Raw genomic sequence first — 20,005 nt, 5'->3', positions numbered from 1 at the left:
AAACTTTTTTATTCCCCTATTGCCTCATGCAACGCTTCTACATAGACAGTGGCCAGCTTGGAGAGCGCGACGTTTTTATGGCAAATCCATCCCACATTAATAGACTCATCACACTCCAGGGGGACGGAAATAATTTCGTTACCGTTCAGATCCGCACTAATCACTCCGGTAGAAATGGTATAGCCGTTCAAGCCAATGAGCAGATTAAAAAGGGTGGCCCGGTCATTGACGCGAATGCTTTTGGGGTGCGACAATGTACTCAGAATCTCCTCGGAAAAGTGAAAGGAATTGTACTCCCCTTGTTCAAAGGACAGATATGGGTAAGGATGAAGTTGGTCAATGGTCACGATAGACTGCCGGGATAGCGGGTTATTGGCACTGATAAATATATGCGGCTTAGCCGTAAACAGGCTGTTGAATTGCAGATTTGCATCTTTTAGCAGCTTGTTGATGACTTTGGCGTTAAATTCGTTCAGATACAGGATTCCGATCTCACTGCGTAGGCTTTTGACATCCTGTATGATTTCATGGGTTTTGGTCTCCCGCAAAGCCAGCTCATATTCATCCTGTCCATATTGATTCACCAGATTTACAAATGCATTCACTGCAAAAGCATAATGCTGCGTAGACACAGCAAAATGCTGTGGTGAAGGCTTGGCATCCAAATAGCGACTTTCCAGTAGCTCCGCCTGCTCAACGACCTGACGCGCATAACCTAGAAATTCCACGCCTTCCTTGGATAAAGAAATGCCTTTATTAGTACGCTCAAAAATGGTGATATGAATTTCTTCCTCCAGATCGCGAATCGCGTTGGACAGACTGGGCTGGGAAATGAACAACCGCTTCGCCGCCTCATTCATGGAGCCACGATTGGCAACCTCGATGACATATTTTAATTGTTGTAAGGTCAATGCATGATGTCCTTTCCGTTTGTGTTTCTTCTATTATATAATACATGATCACCCTCCTGGAAAAGGGAATAGAAACACCCCCTTAAAATGGTAACATCTATTTCAAGGAGGTGCTTTTTTCACTGCTGTATTAATTAACGAATTTCACCGTTTGTAGCGATCAGCTTTTGATACCAATAGAAGCTTTGTTTACGAATGCGGCGCAGATCTTTGAGATCAAATTCCTCACGATCCACATAGATGAATCCGTAACGCTTACTGGAGCCCTGATGTGTACTAACCAGATCAATCGCAGACCACGGACAGAAACCGAATACGTCTACGCCGTCTGTAATAGCCAATTGAATCTGCTCGATATGTTTCTTGAAGAAGTCAATACGATAAGGATCGTTCACTACATCCCCTTCTTCCAGCTTGTCAAAAGCGCCCAAGCCGTTCTCTGTCACGATTAAAGGCAGGCGGTAGCGAGAATATATCTGGCGTAATGTGGTTCTAAAACCAACCGGATCAATCTCCCAACCAAACTCCGTCGTTTGCAGGTTGGGGTTCACAGAACCTCGGTATGCTCCGGGTTCACCCACAATTTCATGCTGATCTCCTGTATGTGAAAAATCATTTCCATCATCCAGACTTTCCCCTACGGTTTGAGAGGTATAATAATTAAATGCGATAAAGTCCGGATTCCCTTTCGCTAATATATCCATATCCCCTTCTTCAATGACAGGCTCATAGCCCTTCTCCACCAAATAGCTCCAGGCAATATGATTGTAGCGGCCGAATACAGCCATATCTAGGTAAAGCCAGTTGCGAATGGCTGCATAGTTATCAGCCGCCAGCGTATCTTCCGGCTTGGAACTGGCTGGATAAATGACCCCAATATTCGGTGCTGGTCCAATTTTCGCGTCAGGCAGCATCTCGTGGCACAATACCATCGCCTTCGCCTGCGCGACTAACATATGATGATTTTGTTGATACAGTACCTTTTGCGGATTTTCCAGACTTGTATCCAATGTACCAATAGAACCGGGATGGAGAATCAGCATGTTCTGCTCATTAATGGTGAGCCAATATTTGACCCTGTCCCCAAAGTTCTCAAACAACGTTTTGGCATATTGTTCGAAGGCATCAATCGTCTCTCTCTTGGACCATCCGCCTTGTTGTTCAAGCGTATAGGGCAGATCAAAATGATACATGGTAACAATCGGTTCAATACCATATTTAATTAATTCGTCAATCAATGAGTTGTAAAATGCAATTCCCTTCGGATTGACTTCGCCGGCGCCTTGTGGATAGATGCGTGTCCAAGCGATCGAGAAGCGGTACGCCTTAAAACCCATTTCAGCCATCAGAGCTACGTCCTCTTTGAACATATGGTAATGATCACTGGTTACCTTAAAATCCGTCACCCCTTCAACGTGGTTAGCCATGTCAATGACAGAGGGTCCTTTTCCATCTTCGTCCCAAGCACCCTCTACCTGATATGCGGAAGTTGACCCTCCCCAGAAAAAGTTTTCAGGAAATGCCTTCAATTGATTATGTTTCATGCTAAAGTCCCTCCAGTTATCGTTATATCCTTCTAATTTCGCTTCATGTACGTGATGATGAGCTTTCCTGTATTACACCACCAAAGTTAGCAATACTTCATTTTTCTGAACCTGCTCCTGATTGGTCTCAAATACGTCCACTTTATGTTTCGTCAGGGTGACGATGACAGGGGTTACGATTTCGTACCCTGCTTCTATAATCTGCTCTCTGTCAAATTGGATTAACAAGTCCCCTTGTTTTACGATATCTCCCTCTTGAACGACCGGATTAAAATGCTTTCCTTTCAACGCAACGGTATTAATTCCAATATGAATTAATATCTCCGTACCCGCCTTGGAAGTCAAGCCGATGGCATGTCCTGTAGGGAACAGCGACGTTACAACTCCATCTATGGGCGCTACGACCTCACCGACAGACGGTTCAATGGCTAAGCCTTTTCCCATTGCCCCTGTAGAAAATGCCGAATCATTCACTTGGCTCAGTGGTGTCGTCTTGCCTGTGATCGGGCTGTATATCGTTTCTTTCTTGATGTCAACAGCCTTAGTTGCTGTAACAGTTGGTAGAGGTTCTTCCGTCTTAACGGCCTCAACAGTTGCCGCGGTCTCCCCCTTCACCTTGCTTTCATAGCCAAAAATAAGAGTCAGCACCGTGGCTACCGCGAACGAGCATGCAATGGCAATCACGTAAACCAAGGTAGGCGTATATACCGGAATCGCAAAAATGTTGTGAAACACATAAGCTGTCATTTTCACTCCAAAATGTCCATTGATGGCACCGCCTATCGCCCCTGAGATAATGACAATCGGAATGACTCGTTTAAAGCGAAGCACCAGACCATACACAATCGGCTCTGTCACACCCGCCAGCAAGCCTGTAATACTCGTGGAACCTGCAAGGGTTCTAAGCGTTTTATCTTTTTTCGCCTTCAGGAAGATACCGAATGCGACACCAATTTGAGCAAATACAGCCGTAGCCGCCATCGCCTCAATCGGATCACCGCCAACACCGATATTTTGAATCGTGATCGGGGTAAAGCCCCAGTGAAGTCCGAAGACGACCATAAAGGTCATAAAACCGCCAAGCACAATTCCTGATAAAATGCCGCTTACACCGATTAACCATGTCACACCCGAAGAAATCCAATCTCCTACCGTTGTACCGAACGGTCCAAATGCGATGGCAGATAGCGGAACCATAATCATTAAAGCCAGCATCGGAACTAAAAACAGCTGCAAATCCTTAAGAATGATTTTCTTCAAAAACTTGTCGACCAACGCATAGATGCTGATAGATATGAAAATTGGGAAAACACTCGCTGAGTAGTTCATCATGACCACCGGTATTCCTAAAAACGATACATCAGAGCCTTTGTCCATCAACCCCGTAAAGTTGGGTTCCAGAAGAGCCGCACCGATCACACCAGCTACATAAGGATTCGCTTTCAGCTTTATACCGAGCGTAATCCCCAGTAAAATCGGCAAGAAGTAAAAGACAGCATTCCCGGCAGCAGACAGGATCAGATAGGTATCACTCGTTTCAGACATCCAGCCCAGCAAGGTCAAAACCGTCAAGAGGGCTTTCAGCATCCCCGAGCCTGCCATCGCCGGAATCAACGGGGAGAAACTGCCGGAAATGACTTCGAAGATTGTGGATATGACCGATGTCTTCTTTCCGCTGGATTCGTTGGCCGTAGAGGTGTCTGACCCAAAATCCCTGTTTTTCATAATCTCTGTGTATACATAGGCAACATGGCTGCCAATCACGACTTGAAATTGTCCTCCGCTTTCAACAACAGTAATGACTCCCTCGTGTTTCTCAAGCGCTTCTCTTTCGGCTTTTCGTGAATCCTTCAGGTCAAATCGGAGCCGTGTAGCACAATGGACAAGCCCATTGATATTTTCTTCTCCTCCAACGAGCCGTACGATATCCTCGCCCATTTTCTTATGGTCCATGTTCATTCTCCTCTTGGGCAGATTGCCTGAAAACAAAAAAATACCTAAACGAAAGGCATGCATGATCATAGAAAATGATCACTGCCATTCATTTAGGTATCGCCTGCTTATCAGTAACAATCCTTAAATTTAAGTTGTGAGCCTACTATAAATCACTCCGAAATCGTTTGCAAGCTTTTTTTCTAAGAATCAGCCATATCGTTTCTAGAGGTTACACGCTGTATATGAATCGTCAAATACACTTTTTCATCAATCGACATCGCACTTTCATGCTTTAATTCCAAGTACTGATTAATTAATTGGGTACACTGAAAAGCCCTCTCGTATTTATCTTTGACTTGGTCATACAAGAAGTTATCCCCTGAAGCTAATTGCTCTTGCTCATTGCTTAGCAAGCGCTGGGCAAAGTACTGCAAATGAGTAATAAACCGCGAATAATTAAATGAGGTTTCATCCAGTGTAATCTGATAGTAATCGGTTACAATATTGAAAATGTCATCAATGACCTCCGTAATCTCAACCGTTTGTTTCATACCCTGACCGTCTTGTCTTGCATTGACAAAATGCATGGCAATAAAGCTTGCTTCATGCTCATCCATTTGAATGCCAAATTGAGCATGAATGATGTCCAATGCATTCATACCTATCATAAATTCTTTTTTGTAAAATTTTTTGATCTGCCATAACAGTGAATTTTTAAGCCCCACGGATTTTCTGTATCGAGAGATGGCAAATTGAATATGGTCAATCAAGGAAATATAGATATTATCACTAAAAATATCTCCCATTTCTTTTTTGGCGCTCCCTACAATTTCATCCGCCACCTTTAAATACTCTACAGATGTTTCCCCAATGAGATCAATTAATTTTTGCGGAATTTTATCCGACTTTAATACAAAGGTTTTTTCTATTTTTTCTTCATCGACCCTTTGACCATTTTTCTTTTTAAAACCCAGACCGTTCCCTATGACAACAAACTCATGACCTACCTGATTTTCGGCCCGAATGACATTGTTGTTAAATATTTGCCGGATGATCATCTAGCTGCTCACCTCATTGATGTAATGACAAAGTTTGTAATAACAAAAAAAACCAAATAACGACTAAGTCCATTAGTCATTATTTGGGTATCGCCTGCTTACCAGTAACAATCCCGAAGGGCACTTCACCCCTCATTCAATTACTCTTACTATACCGCTTTCAAAGCAGAATAACAATACAATCATACCAAAAAACCGCCAAACACTCGAAATCCTTGTGCTCAGCGGTAATTCAAGTTCATGGTTAACGTTCTTTTTCTTTACAAAATACGTCTTTGGCAACCTGAACTGCTGAGGCCGCCCGCGGCCATCCTACGTAAAAGGCTAGCTGTGTAATGACCTCAATCAATTCTTCCTCCGAAATCCCGTTTTCCTTGGCCAGATTCAGATGATAAGGAAGTTGATTCACATGCTCACCCGCTACCAGAGCGGCAACTGTAATAAAACTCCGTTCCCTAAGAGACAACTCACTTCTTCTCCATACATCTCCAAAAAGAACATCCTCCGTATAGCTTACAAAAGCGGGTGCAAAATCACCTATCGTTTCCCGAACACTCGATCTGATTAATTTATGCTTCATAAAATCATCTGGGCAAGTCCGTTGCCAAAGGACCAGTCCTCTAATTCAGTTTCTACCAGTGTCACAAATACATCCTCCGGTCTAACTTTACATTCAATAGAGATGAGCTCGGCTAACCTTTGGTAAAAACCCTTTTTTTGTTCCGTAGTTCTACCCGATCCCATTATAATTTGGATGTACAACAGCTTGTCTGTTCTGGATACATTCAAATAATCTGGACTATAATAAAACTCGCTCTGCTTATGAGCATGAAAAACCTGAAAATAATCTTTGGGCGGGACCTGAAAATGTTCAATCAAAGCATTCATGATACTGCAGCTAATGCCAGGCAGCTCTTGCTCGGTGTATTGCTGCTCCATGTAGCCTACTCTTACAAAGGGCATATCATTCTCTCCTATCCATTGGGGATAAGATGATTGTACTCTTCTCATCTTCATCTGTATAATTGAAAATAATCATAAATATATTCAATTTTATCGATAGGAATGAGTTCGCATGGATCTGAAAGAGTTAACTACGTTTCGTACTATTATTGAAGAAGGAACCTTCTCCAAGGCTGCCGCCAAATTAAACTACGCACAATCTACAGTCACGAACCAAATCCAAAGGCTGGAGAAAGAGCTGGGATTTCAGCTTTTTAAAAGAGGCTGGGATGCGGAATTAACTCCCTCAGGAAAAATTTATGCCGAAGAGGTAGACGAACTGATTCAGCATTGGAATTTTGTAATGGACCAGGCGAAGTCGCTGAAAAAAGAGGAGATTGGCACGCTCCATATCGGTGTGATTGAAACGGCTGCTGCTGCCGCATTGCCTTTGATTCTACGACAGTTTCGAGAGCATAAACCGAATATTACGTGCCATTTTACAGTGGGAAACACGGATGCACTCTCCAATGCTTTGGTAGACGGTACGCTGGATTTTGCAATTTCCGGGGAACCTCACTCGATTCCTTCCTTACAATTTGAACCTTTGTATTACGAACGAATTGCTTTTATCGTGTCCCGTAATCATCCCTTCGCGGCAAGAAGTGAGCTTCAGCTCGAAGATCTGTATGAGTATCCGCTTATCGTCGGAGGTAAGAATTGCTTGTACCATATACGACTGGAGAAAGAGCTTTCCGGCTTCCCGTCGATGCCGTTTTTTTATTCCATCAGTCAAATTTCGTCTATACCCTCATTCGTAAATACGATTCCATCGGTTGGAGTGGTTCTGTCGTCAATGCCTTTGCAGAAGGACCTAGTCACCATCCCTCTCCAGTTAACAGACCCGAATATTCCCATCGGACTATTACAAAACAATCAGCATCCACAATACCTGACTTCGGCCCGAAGGCTGTTTATGCAGCTGGTTAAAGAGCAATGGGAAAAGACTCCCATTGGAGCTGAAAATATTGAAATCCTATAAAAAAACCGCTAAACACATCGTTATACGAGTGTTTAGCGGTTTTGCTATGATAAGGCCAAGAGGAGTTCGGTTCCTCTTTTATTTTATACTCTTATGATACTCGTTATTTCGTTTCAACTGTTTTTTTCCACAGTCCCAGAATGAGCGCGGAAATCACGGAGCCAATCGCCACTGCAAGCAAGAACAGCAAAGCATGGTTGGCAAGAGCTGCTACAAAAATCCCGCCATGTGGAGCTGGAAGATTGATTTGCCAGAATTGCGTCAGACCACCAGCAATCGCTGAACCTACAATACAAGAGGTCAGGACACGCAGGGGATCAGCAGCTGCGAATGGAATGGCTCCTTCCGTAATGAAGGACAATCCTAGTACATAGTTCGTCAAGCCAGACTTGCGCTCTTGCTCGGTAAACTTATTTTTGAAGAACGTTGAAGCTAGTGCAATCGCCAGTGGAGGTACCATACCGCCTGCCATAACAGCTGCCATCATAGCCCCGTTTGTGTTACCGCTGGAAGTAAAGACACCGATCGAAAATGCGTAAGCTGCTTTGTTGAAAGGTCCACCCATGTCGATCGACATCATTCCGCCCAGAATCAGACCCAGAATAACCGCATTACCTGTTCCCAAATTGTTCAGAACATTGACAAGCCACGTATTAATACCACCGAAAATCGGATCGAACAGGTAGAACATAATCGCGCCTGAAATTAGGAGTCCAAATACAGGGTATAACAAGATTGGTTTTAAACCATCCAGAGCTTTCGGCAGACCTGCCAAAGCTTTACGCAGGAAGATAACTACATAACCGGCCATGAAACCAGCTGCCAGACCGCCAAGGAACCCTGCATTGGAGTTTACAGCCATCAGACCACCGACCATACCTGGCATCAGTGCCGGGCGGTCTCCAATGCTCATTGCGATAAATCCGGCCAGTATCGGAATCAGGAAGTGGAACGCACCTGTTCCCCCGCCAATCGTTTGCAGCAGTTGGAAAAGTACATTATCTTCTCCGGCCACTTGTTCGATCAAGAAGGAAATCGCTAACAAGATCCCCCCGCCGACAACGAATGGCAACATATGAGAAATACCGTTCATTAAATCCTTGTAAATTTTACTACCCACGCTGGTCTTCTCGGCTTTTGACTCTTCAGCGCTGCCTTTACCTTCACTACGGTAAATTGGCGCATCGCCGTTCAGCGCTTTGCGAATCAATTCTTCGGATTTACGGATACCGTCACTTACCGGTCTTTGCAATACAGGCTTACCGTCAAATCTGGCCATTTCGACCTTCTTGTCAGCTGCAACAATGACACCTTTGGCACGACGAATTTCATCCGCTGTCAGTACGTTTTGTGCGCCTTCCGAGCCGTTCGTTTCTACCCGGATATTTACACCCATCTCTTTCGCTTTCTTAATGAGAGCGTCTTCAGCCATAAACGTGTGCGCAATGCCTGTAGGACAAGCGGTCACCGCAACCACAAACTCGTCAGAATCCGGGTTGCCAACGATAACGTTCGGCGTTTGCTGTGCTTTGGCTGCCTCTTTCTTGGCCTCTTTTGCTTTCTTGGCAGCTTCTTCTTCCGCCTGCTTGGTATCAAACAACTCTGTTACTTCATCCGGTGTTTGTGTATTCATCAGCTTGTCGATGAAATCAGTATCAATGAGCAACCGCGAAAGAGCAGCCAGTGTGCGAAGATGCGTATTTGCTGCTCCCTCCGGAGCTGCAATCATAAAGAATACCTTCGCTGGCGCACCGTCCAGCGATTCGAATTCTACGCCTTTACTGCTTTTGGCAAAAACAACGGTCGCTTCATTCACGGCTTTCGTCTTCGCATGCGGCATCGCAATGCCGCCACCGATTCCAGTGCTGGATTCGGCTTCGCGTTTGTAAATCATTTCTTTAAACAAGGCACGGTCATTAATACGTCCACTTGCTTCGAGACTGGCGATGAGTTCCTCAATCGCCCCGTCCTTTGTCGTCGCCTGCAGGTCCATGATCATCGTTTCTTTAATCATCAGGTCTGTTATTCTCATTGTTCACACTCTCCTAAGTTCGATCAGCGTGTAGACACACGCATAATAAGCTCATGATGCAGCCGGATTACCGTTTTGAAATCGTGACTTGCGGCCGTAATTGTTCAATTTTCTCTCTTGTAGCCAGATCATCGGAGAACGCAGTTGCGCTTCCGGATGCCACTCCTGCACGGAAGGCTTCGATCGGATCGCCTTGAAGAGCCAGCGTACCCACGAATCCAGCAATCATAGAATCACCTGCGCCTACAGAATTTTTCACCGTTCCTGCTGGTACATTTGCGTGATACACTTCATCTGCCGTAATGAACAAAGCCCCTTCTCCTGCCATGGAAATGAGTACATTTTTTGCACCTGCTTCCAGCAGTTTACGACCGTAAGTGACAATCTCCTCCTCTGAATGAATAGTTACGCCAAACAACTCAGCCAGCTCATGATGATTGGGCTTAATGAGCAGCGGCTTATGAACCAAAGCCTTCATCAGCGCTTCACCTGTGGTGTCGATGACGAATTCAGCCCCGGTGTCCTGACACACGCGAATCAATCGCTCATAGAAGTCTCCTCCAAGAGATGGCGGGATACTTCCCGACAAGACGACAATGTCATTTTTCTGGAGACCCGCCAGCTTTTGTACCAATGCATCGGCCTCTTGCTCACGAATCACAGGTCCCAAACCGTTAATTTCTGTTTCATCACCATGCTTGAGCTTAATATTGATCCGTGTATCATCTTCGATCATTACAAAATCAGTTTTAATGGATTCTTCCCGCAATGTATCGTCGATAAACCTGCCTGTGAACCCTCCGAGAAAACCAATCGCCGTGCTGTCTGCTCCCAGCTGGTTCAAAATACGTGATACATTAATTCCCTTGCCCCCTGGCAGTTTTAGATCACGTTTCATCCGGTTCAAATCACCGAGCTTCAAATCGTCAACTTCCACGATGTAATCAATGGAAGGGTTCAGTGTTACTGTATATATCATTGTTATCCCTCGATTATCTTAGTTTTCTGAGCTATGGATCGGCGTGAACGTTCTGGCACCGATTCAGTAATAAGGATAGCTTCCTTGAGATCGAACAATTTGGCGAACGTTACTTCTCCAATTTTGCTGGAATCGGCCAACACATATGTTTTGCCGGACAGCTGATGGGCGCGCCGCTTGATCAGCGCCTCTTCAGGATCAGGAGTTGTATACCCCATCTCAACATCTACCCCGTTCGTTCCCAGAAAGCACTTGTCGAATCGAAAATTGTCCAGATTCTGTAGGGCAATACTCCCGATTACGGCTTTGGTATGAATTTTCATCATCCCTCCCAGTAGATAGCTTCTAATTCGTTTGCTTACCAGTGCTTCTACGTGGGAGAGACCATTCGTCACGACCGTCACGTCTTTAGCTTCAATGTAAGGAATCATCGCCATCGTTGTTGTTCCCGCATCCAGATAGATACATTCACCATCCAAAATTTCTTTAGCTGCCATACGGGCGACTGCGTTTTTTTGTTGAACGTTTTTGAACGTTTTTTCTTCCATGCCGGGTTCCTGACTTTTCTGATTCAGCAAGGTTGCCCCTCCATGAATCCGCTTTAACAACTGACGGCCTTCAAGATCTATCAAATCACGCCGAATCGTTGACTCAGAAGCTCCCAAGAGATCAGCCAATTCCTGCAACTTTACAACACCACGCTCTTGTAAGCGCTGTATTATTAACTTGTATCTTTCTTCCGTCAGCATCTTCATTCCCCCAACTGTTCTTATCGTACCACAAACCTAGCAAAAAACAATCATTTTTCTTCAAAAAGATTCAAAAAAATTCATTCCAACTTCATTTTTTTACAAAATGGTGAATTCCTACTCTAATCAGCATGATTGCGTTTACATTTTAAAGAAATTTCATCTGCTTTTATGTAAATTCATTCTTCTTACATGGAAATTCAGCAGTAAACGTTCAAAAACGTTCTGACACTTCAATTAGTAATATTTTACCATTCTACGTACCATTCGTCCCAACCTTATTTAGTCAGAAAAGAGCTAATCACCAGGACTTCGTCCTCAGTATTTAGCTCTTTGGACGCTTAACGTCCCTGACACTCACTCCTTAACGATTCCAATAACGAAACCATCATATCCCTTGCTCCCCACGGTCTGAATGGCTGTAGCTGTAATTCTCGATTCCTCAGCCAGCAAATCATAAAACTTTCTTACGCCCTGCACACGAGGGTCTGTGCTGTAAGCTTGAATGATCTCCCCTTCACGGACAACATTGTCCCCGATAATAACGGTGCCAGAACGTGAAAAACGAAGTGCCCACTCTAGATATAATGGATTATTGGGTTTATCCGCATCAATAAAAATGAGATCAAAAGGTGCAACGCTCTCATCCTTCATTTGTGTCAACTGCTCCAATGCGTCTCCCTCTCGAAGTTCCACCATTCCATCCAACTGAGCCAACGATATATTCGACCGAGCGATTTTAGCATGAACCGGATGGGCTTCCAGCGTAACTATTTTTCCATCTGTCGGCAACGCCCTACCCAGCCAGATTGTACTGTAGCCTCCCAAGGTACCAATCTCCAACACACGTCGTGCACCTTGCATTTGAGCTAAGATATTTAATAGCTTTCCCTGATTAGGCGACACATCATGCGGAGGTAATCCTGCCTGTTGGTTAGTTGCCAATACCTTTTCCAAGACAGCATCATGCGGAATAAGACGCTCCGAGATATAATGATCTACTTGTTCCCACGTATTCGTTGAATGCATTTGCTCCACTCTCCTTTGGCTTTAACTTACAATTTGATTGTAAATGAATTACTATTATAAAAATAATATATGTTTTTACTCTATTCATAATTTAAATGTATGAGTTAATTAGAAAGGAGTCCGGTCTTGAACCTGCATGCATTACGCTTATTTCACGTGGTCGCCTCTACAAGGAGTGTGACACGTGCCTCTGAACTATTAAATATTAGCCAACCTGCGATAACAGCCCAGATTAAAAAATTCGAAAAAGAAATATCCCTCACACTGCTCGTGCCCATGGGAAGAGGGATTACCTTAACCGATGCTGGTGAAAAGCTTGCTGTTCTCGCCAAACGGCTTTTTGCTGTCGAACAGCAAATCGAACAATTTTCGCAGGATTATCGTGACGGAGCCCATGGTCATATTCGGCTGGCTGCTACTTATTTACCGGCTCATTTTCTCATTCCGGCCTGGATCGCAAAATTCAAACAGCAATATGAACAAGTTGAAATGACGATTCATACCACGAACTCCAATGATGCCTTGCAGCAGCTATTGAATATCGAAGTAGATTTGGCGATCTATGGAGGACTGCCTGAGCAGTACTCCGATACGATTCAGACCGAAGAATTGTTTCGTGATGAGCTATGGTTTGTAGTAGCGCCGGATCATCGGTATGCGAATCAGCAGGTTTCATTATTGCAAATGATGCAGGAGCCCTTTGTTATGCGTGAGAAGGGAAGCTCGACACGAGAGAGATTGTTTTCCTTATGTCGAACCTACAATGCCCCTGCTCCCAAAGTCACACTTAACTTCACAGGGCTGCATGAGGCGATTACCGCAGTGATTGCCGGTTATGGTGCAAACTTTGTGTCCTCACTAGTCGTGCGTGAATATGTAGAACGCGGTGAGCTATGCCGGGTATATGTGGAGGGTGTCCAGCTTCTCAATTCAATCGCTATTTGTACTCGCAAAAATGAGCCACTATCAGCGGCTACCCAGAATTTCATCCAGCTTATTCGCAATCATTCTTGATAAGCATGGGATACCTGTGTACACTTGCGCCTTCTTTTAATAACAAGAGCCATGACTGCGTGCATACCGCATTCATGGCTCACCTTGTTATGATAAATATTCACCCTCAATCATCTTCTCCAGGTAATCTCCTGGCTGCGCAAGAAACTCAGCAAAGCTGCATACATCCGCATATTCCTGATGCTCTTCATCGTAATAGCCCAGACACTTGTGCTTGGGATTCCACACCAAAAGGATATCCGAATAGTTATCTACTTCTAGAGACAAACGCAACAGCTTTTGTCGACCTACTTTCATCTCAACCGTATCTATGAAAGAGAAGAACTCAACAAATTGGATACCCAAATCATTTTCTGGCAGGTCTACACGGCGCTGGTCTCCCATTAGAAAGGCTGTAAGATCCTTAGGAAGCTTGTAGCTTTTTAAAGCATATTGTTTATTCTCCAGATTATGAAACGCTGGCGGTTCCACAGACTTTAGATATTCGGCCATTTCCACGTTCTTATTGCTAACAGCAATCGTATATGCCCGATCTCCACCTTTTTCTGCCAGTGTCACGTCAGCACCATGCTCTACCAGGTACTTAACCATCGCAAAATCATTATTTCGTGCTGCTACAGTTATAGGAGTCGCTTTATAGGGATACACCATATCAGAGGCATTGTAATTAATATCTGCACCATGCTCCAACAGTAGTGCTACAGTGTTCAGGTCATGGTTACTAACTGCGTTGCGCAGCGTTGCTCCCCCATGCTGCTTTATATCGAGGCCAAGTTCGTGAATCAGCGGGATATTCTTTTTATTGCCATAATAGGCTTGCTCATAGGCACCAGATTTGACTTGGTTTTTTCCGTCCAGCTTGGCACCATGGGCCACCACATAGCGGACAATCTCTTCTGAGCAGTAGCGAACAGCTGTTAAAAATGCAGGGCGATCTTTTGCATTGAGTTGAACTCCCTGCTCCACCAACAGCTTTAACACGTCCATTCGCTGAGAAATAAGCGCAAGGTCTAATGGACTTAACGTCGTATGTTTGCTGAGTTTAATTTCTTGTTCTATATCCCAGCCTTCGGTCAGCGCTTGGCGTAATGCCGATATATTGCCTTCTACAATATGCATTGCGATTTCGGGAAGAACGTCAAATTTGCCAATATCTTTTAATTGGATCATTGTATACCCTCACTCTTTATGTATCTATTATCATGTAAATCTATTTTATACCAATCTCCCCTTTACATAAATCCGCCTGACTTCCCAGTTTATTTGCTCACTTTTAATGCAAACAAGTGAGTAGTATAGGTGAAAGTACCTTAGAGAAGCTATAATTGTATAGTATTATGATTCTGTATACTCGATGCAACGAAAAGGAGAACATATGAATAGCATTCAATACTTATCCCAATTCAATTTGCTACATAGTCTCTCACGAGAAGATTTGATTGAAATGGATCAAATGACCTCTATTACGACTATACAAAAAAACACATTTATTCAAACCCCGGATACCTTCTCCAAGGGGCTTTATTTTGTGAAAAGGGGAAAGGTACGTCTCTACAAGCTGAATGCCGATGGGAAGCAGTTCACTTTGGATATTCTCAGTGAGGGAAATGTATTCGGTGAAATGGACATGATTTCGCTGGGGACACGGGACATGTACATAGAAACGATAGAAGAATGCGATATCTGCTTGATGGACACAGACCGATTTGAACATTTTTTAATCCAGCATCCCCGGTTTATGGTGAACATGATTCAGGTACTAAGTGACCGGATCTCAGGAATGAGCAGTTTAGCCCAGCATCTGGCTTTGGGGAATTTACAGGATAAAATTATGTATGTTCTTTTAAAATTATGTGATCAATTTGCCCTTCAAAGTCATGATGAGTATTATAAAATTGATTTTCCGCTTTCTCACCAGGAAATAGCGAATTTGGTTGGGGCCACCCGTGAAGCTGTAACAACCGCTCTACAGGAGCTTGTCAAAGAAAAGGCCATTAAAACCGGTTTTAAGACAATTTACATCTATCGCCAAAAGCTAGCCAAGTTGTAAGCTACATTACATCTTTCCTCCTGACAAAAGAATTATCGTATACCTACCAGCAAATATACGATATGGAGTGATGAAATGTTACACCGCAAAGGAGCTCGCAAAGGAACAGATATCCCTACTGATGTACTTCAACTGCTACAGCAGGGACAGCTTGAGACCGTGAATCTTACCGAATGGCTGGCTGTGGATCATGTTGTTCTTCTGCAGAACGCTCTGGATGAGTTTGGATTGCAGCGATCATTCAATGTCTTCTTGACTGAATTGGATCATCTGAAGGAAAAAAAGATCATGAAAATGATACCCGCAATAGCACAAGCGTGGCTTCATGTGTTTGAGCAACAAGCGCTAGAAGAACGTACTCGACTCTTTGACGCGATGGCCTCCCATCTTTCAGACAGCATTCGCTGCTGGGCTGCCTACATCATCGGGATTGATTCCCGTTTAAGTCTAGAAGAAAAATTAGCTGGCATTCGACCATTTGCAGCGGATTCCCATTTCGGAGTACGTGAAATAGCCTGGATGGCAATGAGAGAACCTATATTCTTGCAACTGGATGAGGCGCTTGCGCTGTTAAACAGCTGGGTGCGAAATGAGGATGCTAACATACGTCGTTTTGCTATTGAATTAACCCGGCCACAAGGCGTTTGGGCCAAGCATATCCCTGAACTAAAAGAACATCCCGAGCTGGCCCTTCCACTTTTGGAAGCGGTTCAATCCGACCCAGTCAAATATGTTCAAGACTCGGTGGGCAATTGGCTGAATGATGCCAGCAAAACTAACCCGGAATGGGTAACTCAGGTTTGTGATACATGGCTGATGACTTCTGATACAAAGGAAACGAAGCGAATAGTAACTCGGGCCCAAAGAAGCTTGAACAAAATGAAATAAATCGAAGACTCCTCCCCATCCAATCCATATCTAAAATATTCACATAGACTATGAGATACATCTGGAATATTAGGAGTGGAGGAATTCCTATGTCTATTATCCGAATCTATCTGGAAGCTGACAGTGTTGTATCTGGGAACGTTGCAGCGAGACGGGTTAACGACACTTTCTCCTACTAATCTAATCATATATACTGGCTTATTAGTTGGCGCTACCGTAGTTGTTGAGGTGATCAATTTTAACACCAGCGCTTCCTCAACTTCTGTCAACAACGTCACAGTGACGACCACAATAAACGACTGAGCTACGTAAAACAGGACAAACGCCTCTTTTTTATGATTTTATAAAAGGGTAAAATTCCCTTTATAAATATGAAACAGAGGGAGTTATTTCCATGCAATTCAGTTTTGCCTATTTTCGATTTTATATTGTTACACTTATAGCACTATTCATTCTTACCAGTTGCAATTCCAAAAATGCTGTAACTACAGTCCACACGAATTCTAATGTAGACAATACGACTCATAATACAGCCGTTGTGGACAAAGAAAGTCAGCCTGTCCCACACGTTACAGAGTCGTCGGCTCATACCGTTACCTCGGATAAGGATCTTGTGGCTCTCACCATTCCCGCTGGCTGGCGTAAATTTAAACAAGGACAACTGGATTCGGTGCTTAGTGTTTGTGACAAAGAAAAAAAGAACGTAGGTCTGGTTTTCCGTGTCCCCAAGTCTGCTTTTGCAAATAATATGACGCTCGACGAATTCGTACAGCAACGTGAAGAAATCTCCTCACTGGGCCTAGAAAACTTTAAGGCTGTGGATACTAACCCAATCCAGATTGATTCCACAACCGCCAGAACAGCCGATTATAGTGGGAATTTCAAGGGCCAACAGGTCTATTACTTCAGTGCCATGTTTGAGAGCAAACAGCATTATCTTCAAGTATTGATCTATTCAAGGGGAGGCTCAGCTATAGAAAAACATCACGAATTTGCGACAATAGCCAGCTCCTTGAAAATATTAAGCGATTCACAAGTTGAGCCTGATCTTCGTTCAACAACTATTTTAAAAACTTTTAAAAGCGAAGATGCCCAGCAACGAATCCGTCTCCCTTATGTATGGAAGTCTGGTTTAATTCTTAATCCAGATGCATTAATTCAAGCCTGGTATGAAAAAAACGATGCGTACATGGCGGTCATCAAGGATTGGAAATCTGAACTGCCTTATGAGAAATCCTCAATGATCACATTAAAAGAATACGCTGAGTTTTCAGCTCAATTAGTACTTAAAAGGTCTGGAAAAGGGATAATATTGACGGGACCAATAAAGGTCAATATTAACGGGAATCAAGGTTTGCAATACGAAGTATGGACAGAGAGCGATAAAGTGAAAGTTGTATATTTAATCACTTATTTGGAGCATACCGATTCGTTCTCTCAAATTATTTTGTGGACAAGAGCAGATTATTACGATGATCAAAAATCTGAATTTCAAAGATATACCAAAACATATAGAGAAGAAGAAATATAGACATAACAAAATCCGCCAAACACTTAGGAATCTTGTGTGAAGCGGATTTTTCTATATGACTTTCGCAGATTGAAGTCTTAAAGCTTCTCCCAATTAGTATACAAAGATGTTACTTGTATTTCCTTTATTTTTTGTGGGCTAATAAGAGATTAACTATGGTATCCAGTTGAAGCTCCAGCGAATAGGGGTCTTCCATCACAAACTCATCCCCTTTATTGCTGAATGAACCGTACATGTACACCTGTCCTTTTTTTACAGCCGGAAGACCTTTCCATAGCTCACTATGCAGGATCTGATTGGCCCCCTCATCTTTTGAGCCATATACAAAAATATGATCTCCCATATACTCGGGTAAAACCTCAAGTGAAATATTTTCAAATCCCTCTTTCATATTCAATGCTTTCTTTGTGGGTGGCAGCTTTAGCATTTGATATATGGTTGGGCTTCCGTAGTTGCCGCCTTTCGCCGCCAAAACATATATGGATTTATGGCGACTTGTACGATCGAAACCATCTCTCCATCTTTAATGATACCGTCAATTTTGGTTCTGGCCTCTGCAACTTTCTTCTCATATTCAGCGATCCACTGCTCGGCTTCTTTCTGTTTGCCAAAAATTTCACTGATTCTGCGGAATTTATCCAGTGGTCCCGCTGTAGATTCACCCTCCCAATACGGCAGGAACACAGTCGTTCCTATCTTTTGGTAGCTGTCGATGTTCTTTTCAATTGAGCCGATAATTAAATCGGGTTGCAGAACGGTCAGTTCCTCCAAATCCATAGGAAAATCCCCGAGATCTTTGATTCCGGCTAACTTCTCCTTGGGATATCCCGATGGATCAATCCAAGCCTCATTAAGCATATAGCTTCTGACCCCTACTGGAATAATCCCCAGTTTTAAAAGATGACCCATATACTGATCCGATGCCACTCGTTTCGGGTTTGCAGGTACTTCTACATCGCCTTTTAGTGTCTTAACCGTTCTTGTCTGCGTTTGTACTGCCGCTTGTCCATCGCTGTTAGATGTTGCCACTGTATGATTAGCCTTCGTCTGCGAGCTTCCATGTGTATTCGTCGAAGCTGAGCAGGCCCCCAGCATCAATGATAAGCACAACATGATCATCATAGCCGTCATTTTGCCTCTACCGTGCATGAAAAAATCCCCTTCCGCATGATACCGATATTGATAATCAATATCAGTATAACGTGTGAAGGCTGTCCGCTGAAGGGCATATTTAAGCTTCGTTTGGGGCATACCTGATCTTGTCCCTGGATATGCTGCTGCCGTCCTTTTTTGAATCGTATAGGAGATAGTCCCTTATATTTCTTGAAGCTGCGACTTAATGAATGCGCATCTGGATATCCCACACGCTCTGCGATCTCCTGCAAAGTGGCATCCGTCTGCATTAGCAGCTCTGCCGCCCGATTCGCCCGTATCTGACCCAAGTAATGAATTGGACTGGTATGCATTTTACTTTTGAACAGCCTTGATAAATGTCCGGTACTGCACTCTAGGTCCTCCGCAATAGATTCTAGTGTTATAGGCCGACTAAAATGCTCACGAATATAGGTTACAGCTTGCGCTACCAAGTCAGGCTTAAGGGGCTGAATACCTTGTCGATCCAGTTGGTGTAACAACTCGAATACAAAATGATGAAACAAAGCTTTGACATGCAGTTTACCAAGTCCCGATCCCTTATGCCATTCTTGCTCCAACAGCTTCACTTTATCATACAGGGGCAGCGGGTAGTGAGGTGCGAAAGCATGCTGATTCTGAAAAGGATTTTCCCTTTCCAGCAATTGTACAAGCTCCTTACGACTGGGCAGGGCCAAAGTTGCCTTGTACAGAATGATATAATATTCAAGCACATCCTCTGTCAGGACGCTCAAGCACATTCCTTTTCCCCCATGCAGGACATGGAAACGATCCACCCTATGAACACTGTCATCCAGCCATACTCGTGCACTTCCGCGCACCGTATATAAAAACGCACTGACCGGAAGTCTATAGCTCCTCAATTCTTCCCCTTTATCCATTTTCTTATGGCGAACATCCATCACCTGTATAAACACATGATTCCACAATACAATGTGATCGTTCAACTTCATTACTACCACTCAGCCCCTATCCAAACCGATGTGTTGCTTATCCCGCCCAATTTATTAGAATAAATTTATTATAATTGATAATCATTCTCACAAGCAATCATTACGTCTAACTTCCTCTAGATCGTCAAAGCCGCTGATTATCCCCCTATGCAAATATAAGAAAAAGCCCTGTAAAAGGGCTCTCTTTCTTGTGATC

Annotated in this window: 19 protein-coding genes; 5 read left to right on the top strand and 14 right to left on the bottom strand. The window is 43.6% G+C overall.

Going from position 1 to position 20,005, the window contains the following annotated elements; genetic code table 11:
- Nucleotides 1–8: 8 nt before the first annotated feature.
- The 6 genes from KSP24_RS14760 to KSP24_RS14735 form a co-directional block, all read right to left on the bottom strand.
- Nucleotides 9–911: a LysR family transcriptional regulator gene (locus KSP24_RS14760; protein WP_013370387.1), complete on the bottom strand. Its 903-nt coding sequence runs from the start codon at nucleotides 909–911 to the stop codon at nucleotides 9–11.
- A 134-nt stretch (nucleotides 912–1,045) separates the two neighbouring features.
- The gene (locus KSP24_RS14755) at nucleotides 1,046–2,455 is read right to left on the bottom strand and encodes a glycoside hydrolase family 1 protein (protein WP_216975569.1); all 1,410 of its coding nucleotides are present in this window, start codon (nucleotides 2,453–2,455) and stop codon (nucleotides 1,046–1,048) included.
- Between the two features lie 72 nt (nucleotides 2,456–2,527).
- Nucleotides 2,528–4,408 carry a beta-glucoside-specific PTS transporter subunit IIABC gene (locus tag KSP24_RS14750; protein WP_216975567.1) on the bottom strand — a complete coding sequence of 627 codons (1,881 nt, stop codon included), beginning with the start codon at nucleotides 4,406–4,408 and terminating at the stop codon, nucleotides 2,528–2,530.
- Between the two features lie 182 nt (nucleotides 4,409–4,590).
- A complete protein-coding gene (licT, locus tag KSP24_RS14745; protein WP_025676280.1) occupies nucleotides 4,591–5,448 on the bottom strand; it encodes a BglG family transcription antiterminator LicT in 858 nt (285 codons plus the stop codon).
- 244 nt (nucleotides 5,449–5,692) lie between these two features.
- Entirely contained in the window at nucleotides 5,693–6,028 is a 336-nt protein-coding gene (locus KSP24_RS14740) for a carboxymuconolactone decarboxylase family protein (protein ID WP_025676279.1), read from the bottom strand.
- Nucleotides 6,025–6,411 (bottom strand): tautomerase family protein, encoded by a 387-nt coding sequence (locus tag KSP24_RS14735; protein WP_064963214.1) that lies wholly within the window; start codon nucleotides 6,409–6,411, stop codon nucleotides 6,025–6,027. The genes KSP24_RS14740 and KSP24_RS14735 overlap by 4 nt, the downstream gene beginning before the upstream one ends.
- A 112-nt stretch (nucleotides 6,412–6,523) precedes the next feature.
- Here KSP24_RS14735 and KSP24_RS14730 point away from each other — a divergent pair, with 112 nt between their 5' ends.
- The gene (locus tag KSP24_RS14730; RefSeq protein WP_216975566.1) at nucleotides 6,524–7,432 is read left to right on the top strand and encodes a LysR family transcriptional regulator; all 909 of its coding nucleotides are present in this window, start codon (nucleotides 6,524–6,526) and stop codon (nucleotides 7,430–7,432) included.
- Nucleotides 7,433–7,535: 103 nt separating this feature from the next.
- On the opposite strand, the gene KSP24_RS14725 is transcribed toward KSP24_RS14730, so the two are convergent.
- The 4 genes from KSP24_RS14725 to KSP24_RS14710 all read right to left on the bottom strand — a co-directional run bounded on the left by KSP24_RS14725 (nucleotide 7,536) and on the right by KSP24_RS14710 (nucleotide 12,221).
- Nucleotides 7,536–9,464 carry a PTS fructose transporter subunit IIABC gene (locus tag KSP24_RS14725; RefSeq protein ID WP_216975564.1) on the bottom strand — a complete coding sequence of 643 codons (1,929 nt, stop codon included), beginning with the start codon at nucleotides 9,462–9,464 and terminating at the stop codon, nucleotides 7,536–7,538.
- Nucleotides 9,465–9,531: 67 nt separating this feature from the next.
- The gene (pfkB, locus tag KSP24_RS14720; RefSeq protein ID WP_040101700.1) at nucleotides 9,532–10,443 is read right to left on the bottom strand and encodes a 1-phosphofructokinase; all 912 of its coding nucleotides are present in this window, start codon (nucleotides 10,441–10,443) and stop codon (nucleotides 9,532–9,534) included.
- 2 nt (nucleotides 10,444–10,445) lie between these two features.
- Entirely contained in the window at nucleotides 10,446–11,192 is a 747-nt protein-coding gene (locus KSP24_RS14715) for a DeoR/GlpR family DNA-binding transcription regulator (protein WP_013370378.1), read from the bottom strand.
- A 357-nt stretch (nucleotides 11,193–11,549) separates the two neighbouring features.
- The gene (locus tag KSP24_RS14710; protein ID WP_040101701.1) at nucleotides 11,550–12,221 is read right to left on the bottom strand and encodes an O-methyltransferase; all 672 of its coding nucleotides are present in this window, start codon (nucleotides 12,219–12,221) and stop codon (nucleotides 11,550–11,552) included.
- Nucleotides 12,222–12,347: 126 nt separating this feature from the next.
- Here KSP24_RS14710 and KSP24_RS14705 point away from each other — a divergent pair, with 126 nt between their 5' ends.
- Nucleotides 12,348–13,235, top strand: coding sequence for a LysR family transcriptional regulator (locus KSP24_RS14705; protein WP_058829354.1), 888 nt, complete (start codon nucleotides 12,348–12,350; stop codon nucleotides 13,233–13,235).
- Nucleotides 13,236–13,322: 87 nt separating this feature from the next.
- On the opposite strand, the gene KSP24_RS14700 is transcribed toward KSP24_RS14705, so the two are convergent.
- A complete protein-coding gene (locus KSP24_RS14700) occupies nucleotides 13,323–14,405 on the bottom strand; it encodes an ankyrin repeat domain-containing protein (protein WP_216975562.1) in 1,083 nt (360 codons plus the stop codon).
- Between the two features lie 205 nt (nucleotides 14,406–14,610).
- Between KSP24_RS14700 and KSP24_RS14695 the strand changes: the two genes are divergently transcribed.
- The 3 genes from KSP24_RS14695 to KSP24_RS14680 all read left to right on the top strand — a co-directional run bounded on the left by KSP24_RS14695 (nucleotide 14,611) and on the right by KSP24_RS14680 (nucleotide 17,704).
- Nucleotides 14,611–15,285 (top strand): Crp/Fnr family transcriptional regulator, encoded by a 675-nt coding sequence (locus KSP24_RS14695; RefSeq protein WP_216975560.1) that lies wholly within the window; start codon nucleotides 14,611–14,613, stop codon nucleotides 15,283–15,285.
- A 75-nt stretch (nucleotides 15,286–15,360) separates the two neighbouring features.
- Nucleotides 15,361–16,173 (top strand): DNA alkylation repair protein, encoded by an 813-nt coding sequence (locus tag KSP24_RS14690; RefSeq protein WP_216975558.1) that lies wholly within the window; start codon nucleotides 15,361–15,363, stop codon nucleotides 16,171–16,173.
- A gap of 394 nt (nucleotides 16,174–16,567) precedes the next feature.
- Nucleotides 16,568–17,704: a hypothetical protein gene (locus KSP24_RS14680; RefSeq protein WP_216975557.1), complete on the top strand. Its 1,137-nt coding sequence runs from the start codon at nucleotides 16,568–16,570 to the stop codon at nucleotides 17,702–17,704.
- 124 nt (nucleotides 17,705–17,828) lie between these two features.
- On the opposite strand, the gene KSP24_RS25295 is transcribed toward KSP24_RS14680, so the two are convergent.
- Genes KSP24_RS25295 through KSP24_RS25285 form a run of 3 tightly spaced genes read right to left on the bottom strand, consistent with a single transcriptional unit; the run spans nucleotide 17,829 to nucleotide 19,809 of the window.
- Nucleotides 17,829–18,131, bottom strand: a complete 303-nt coding sequence (locus KSP24_RS25295; RefSeq protein WP_254207823.1) for an ABC transporter substrate-binding protein — start codon at nucleotides 18,129–18,131, stop codon at nucleotides 17,829–17,831.
- The gene (locus KSP24_RS25290; RefSeq protein WP_254207822.1) at nucleotides 18,125–18,853 is read right to left on the bottom strand and encodes an ABC transporter substrate-binding protein; all 729 of its coding nucleotides are present in this window, start codon (nucleotides 18,851–18,853) and stop codon (nucleotides 18,125–18,127) included. The genes KSP24_RS25295 and KSP24_RS25290 overlap by 7 nt, the downstream gene beginning before the upstream one ends.
- Nucleotides 18,832–19,809, bottom strand: coding sequence for an AraC family transcriptional regulator (locus KSP24_RS25285; RefSeq protein ID WP_254207821.1), 978 nt, complete (start codon nucleotides 19,807–19,809; stop codon nucleotides 18,832–18,834). Before KSP24_RS25285 ends, KSP24_RS25290 begins: the two co-directional genes overlap by 22 nt.
- Nucleotides 19,810–20,005 lie beyond the last annotated feature (196 nt).

Source organism: Paenibacillus sp. AK121 (assembly GCF_019042715.1).
Classification (GTDB): domain Bacteria; phylum Bacillota; class Bacilli; order Paenibacillales; family Paenibacillaceae; genus Paenibacillus; species Paenibacillus polymyxa_C.
Note: the sequence above shows the minus strand (reverse complement) of the source record. Positions and strands in the feature narration are given on the sequence as shown.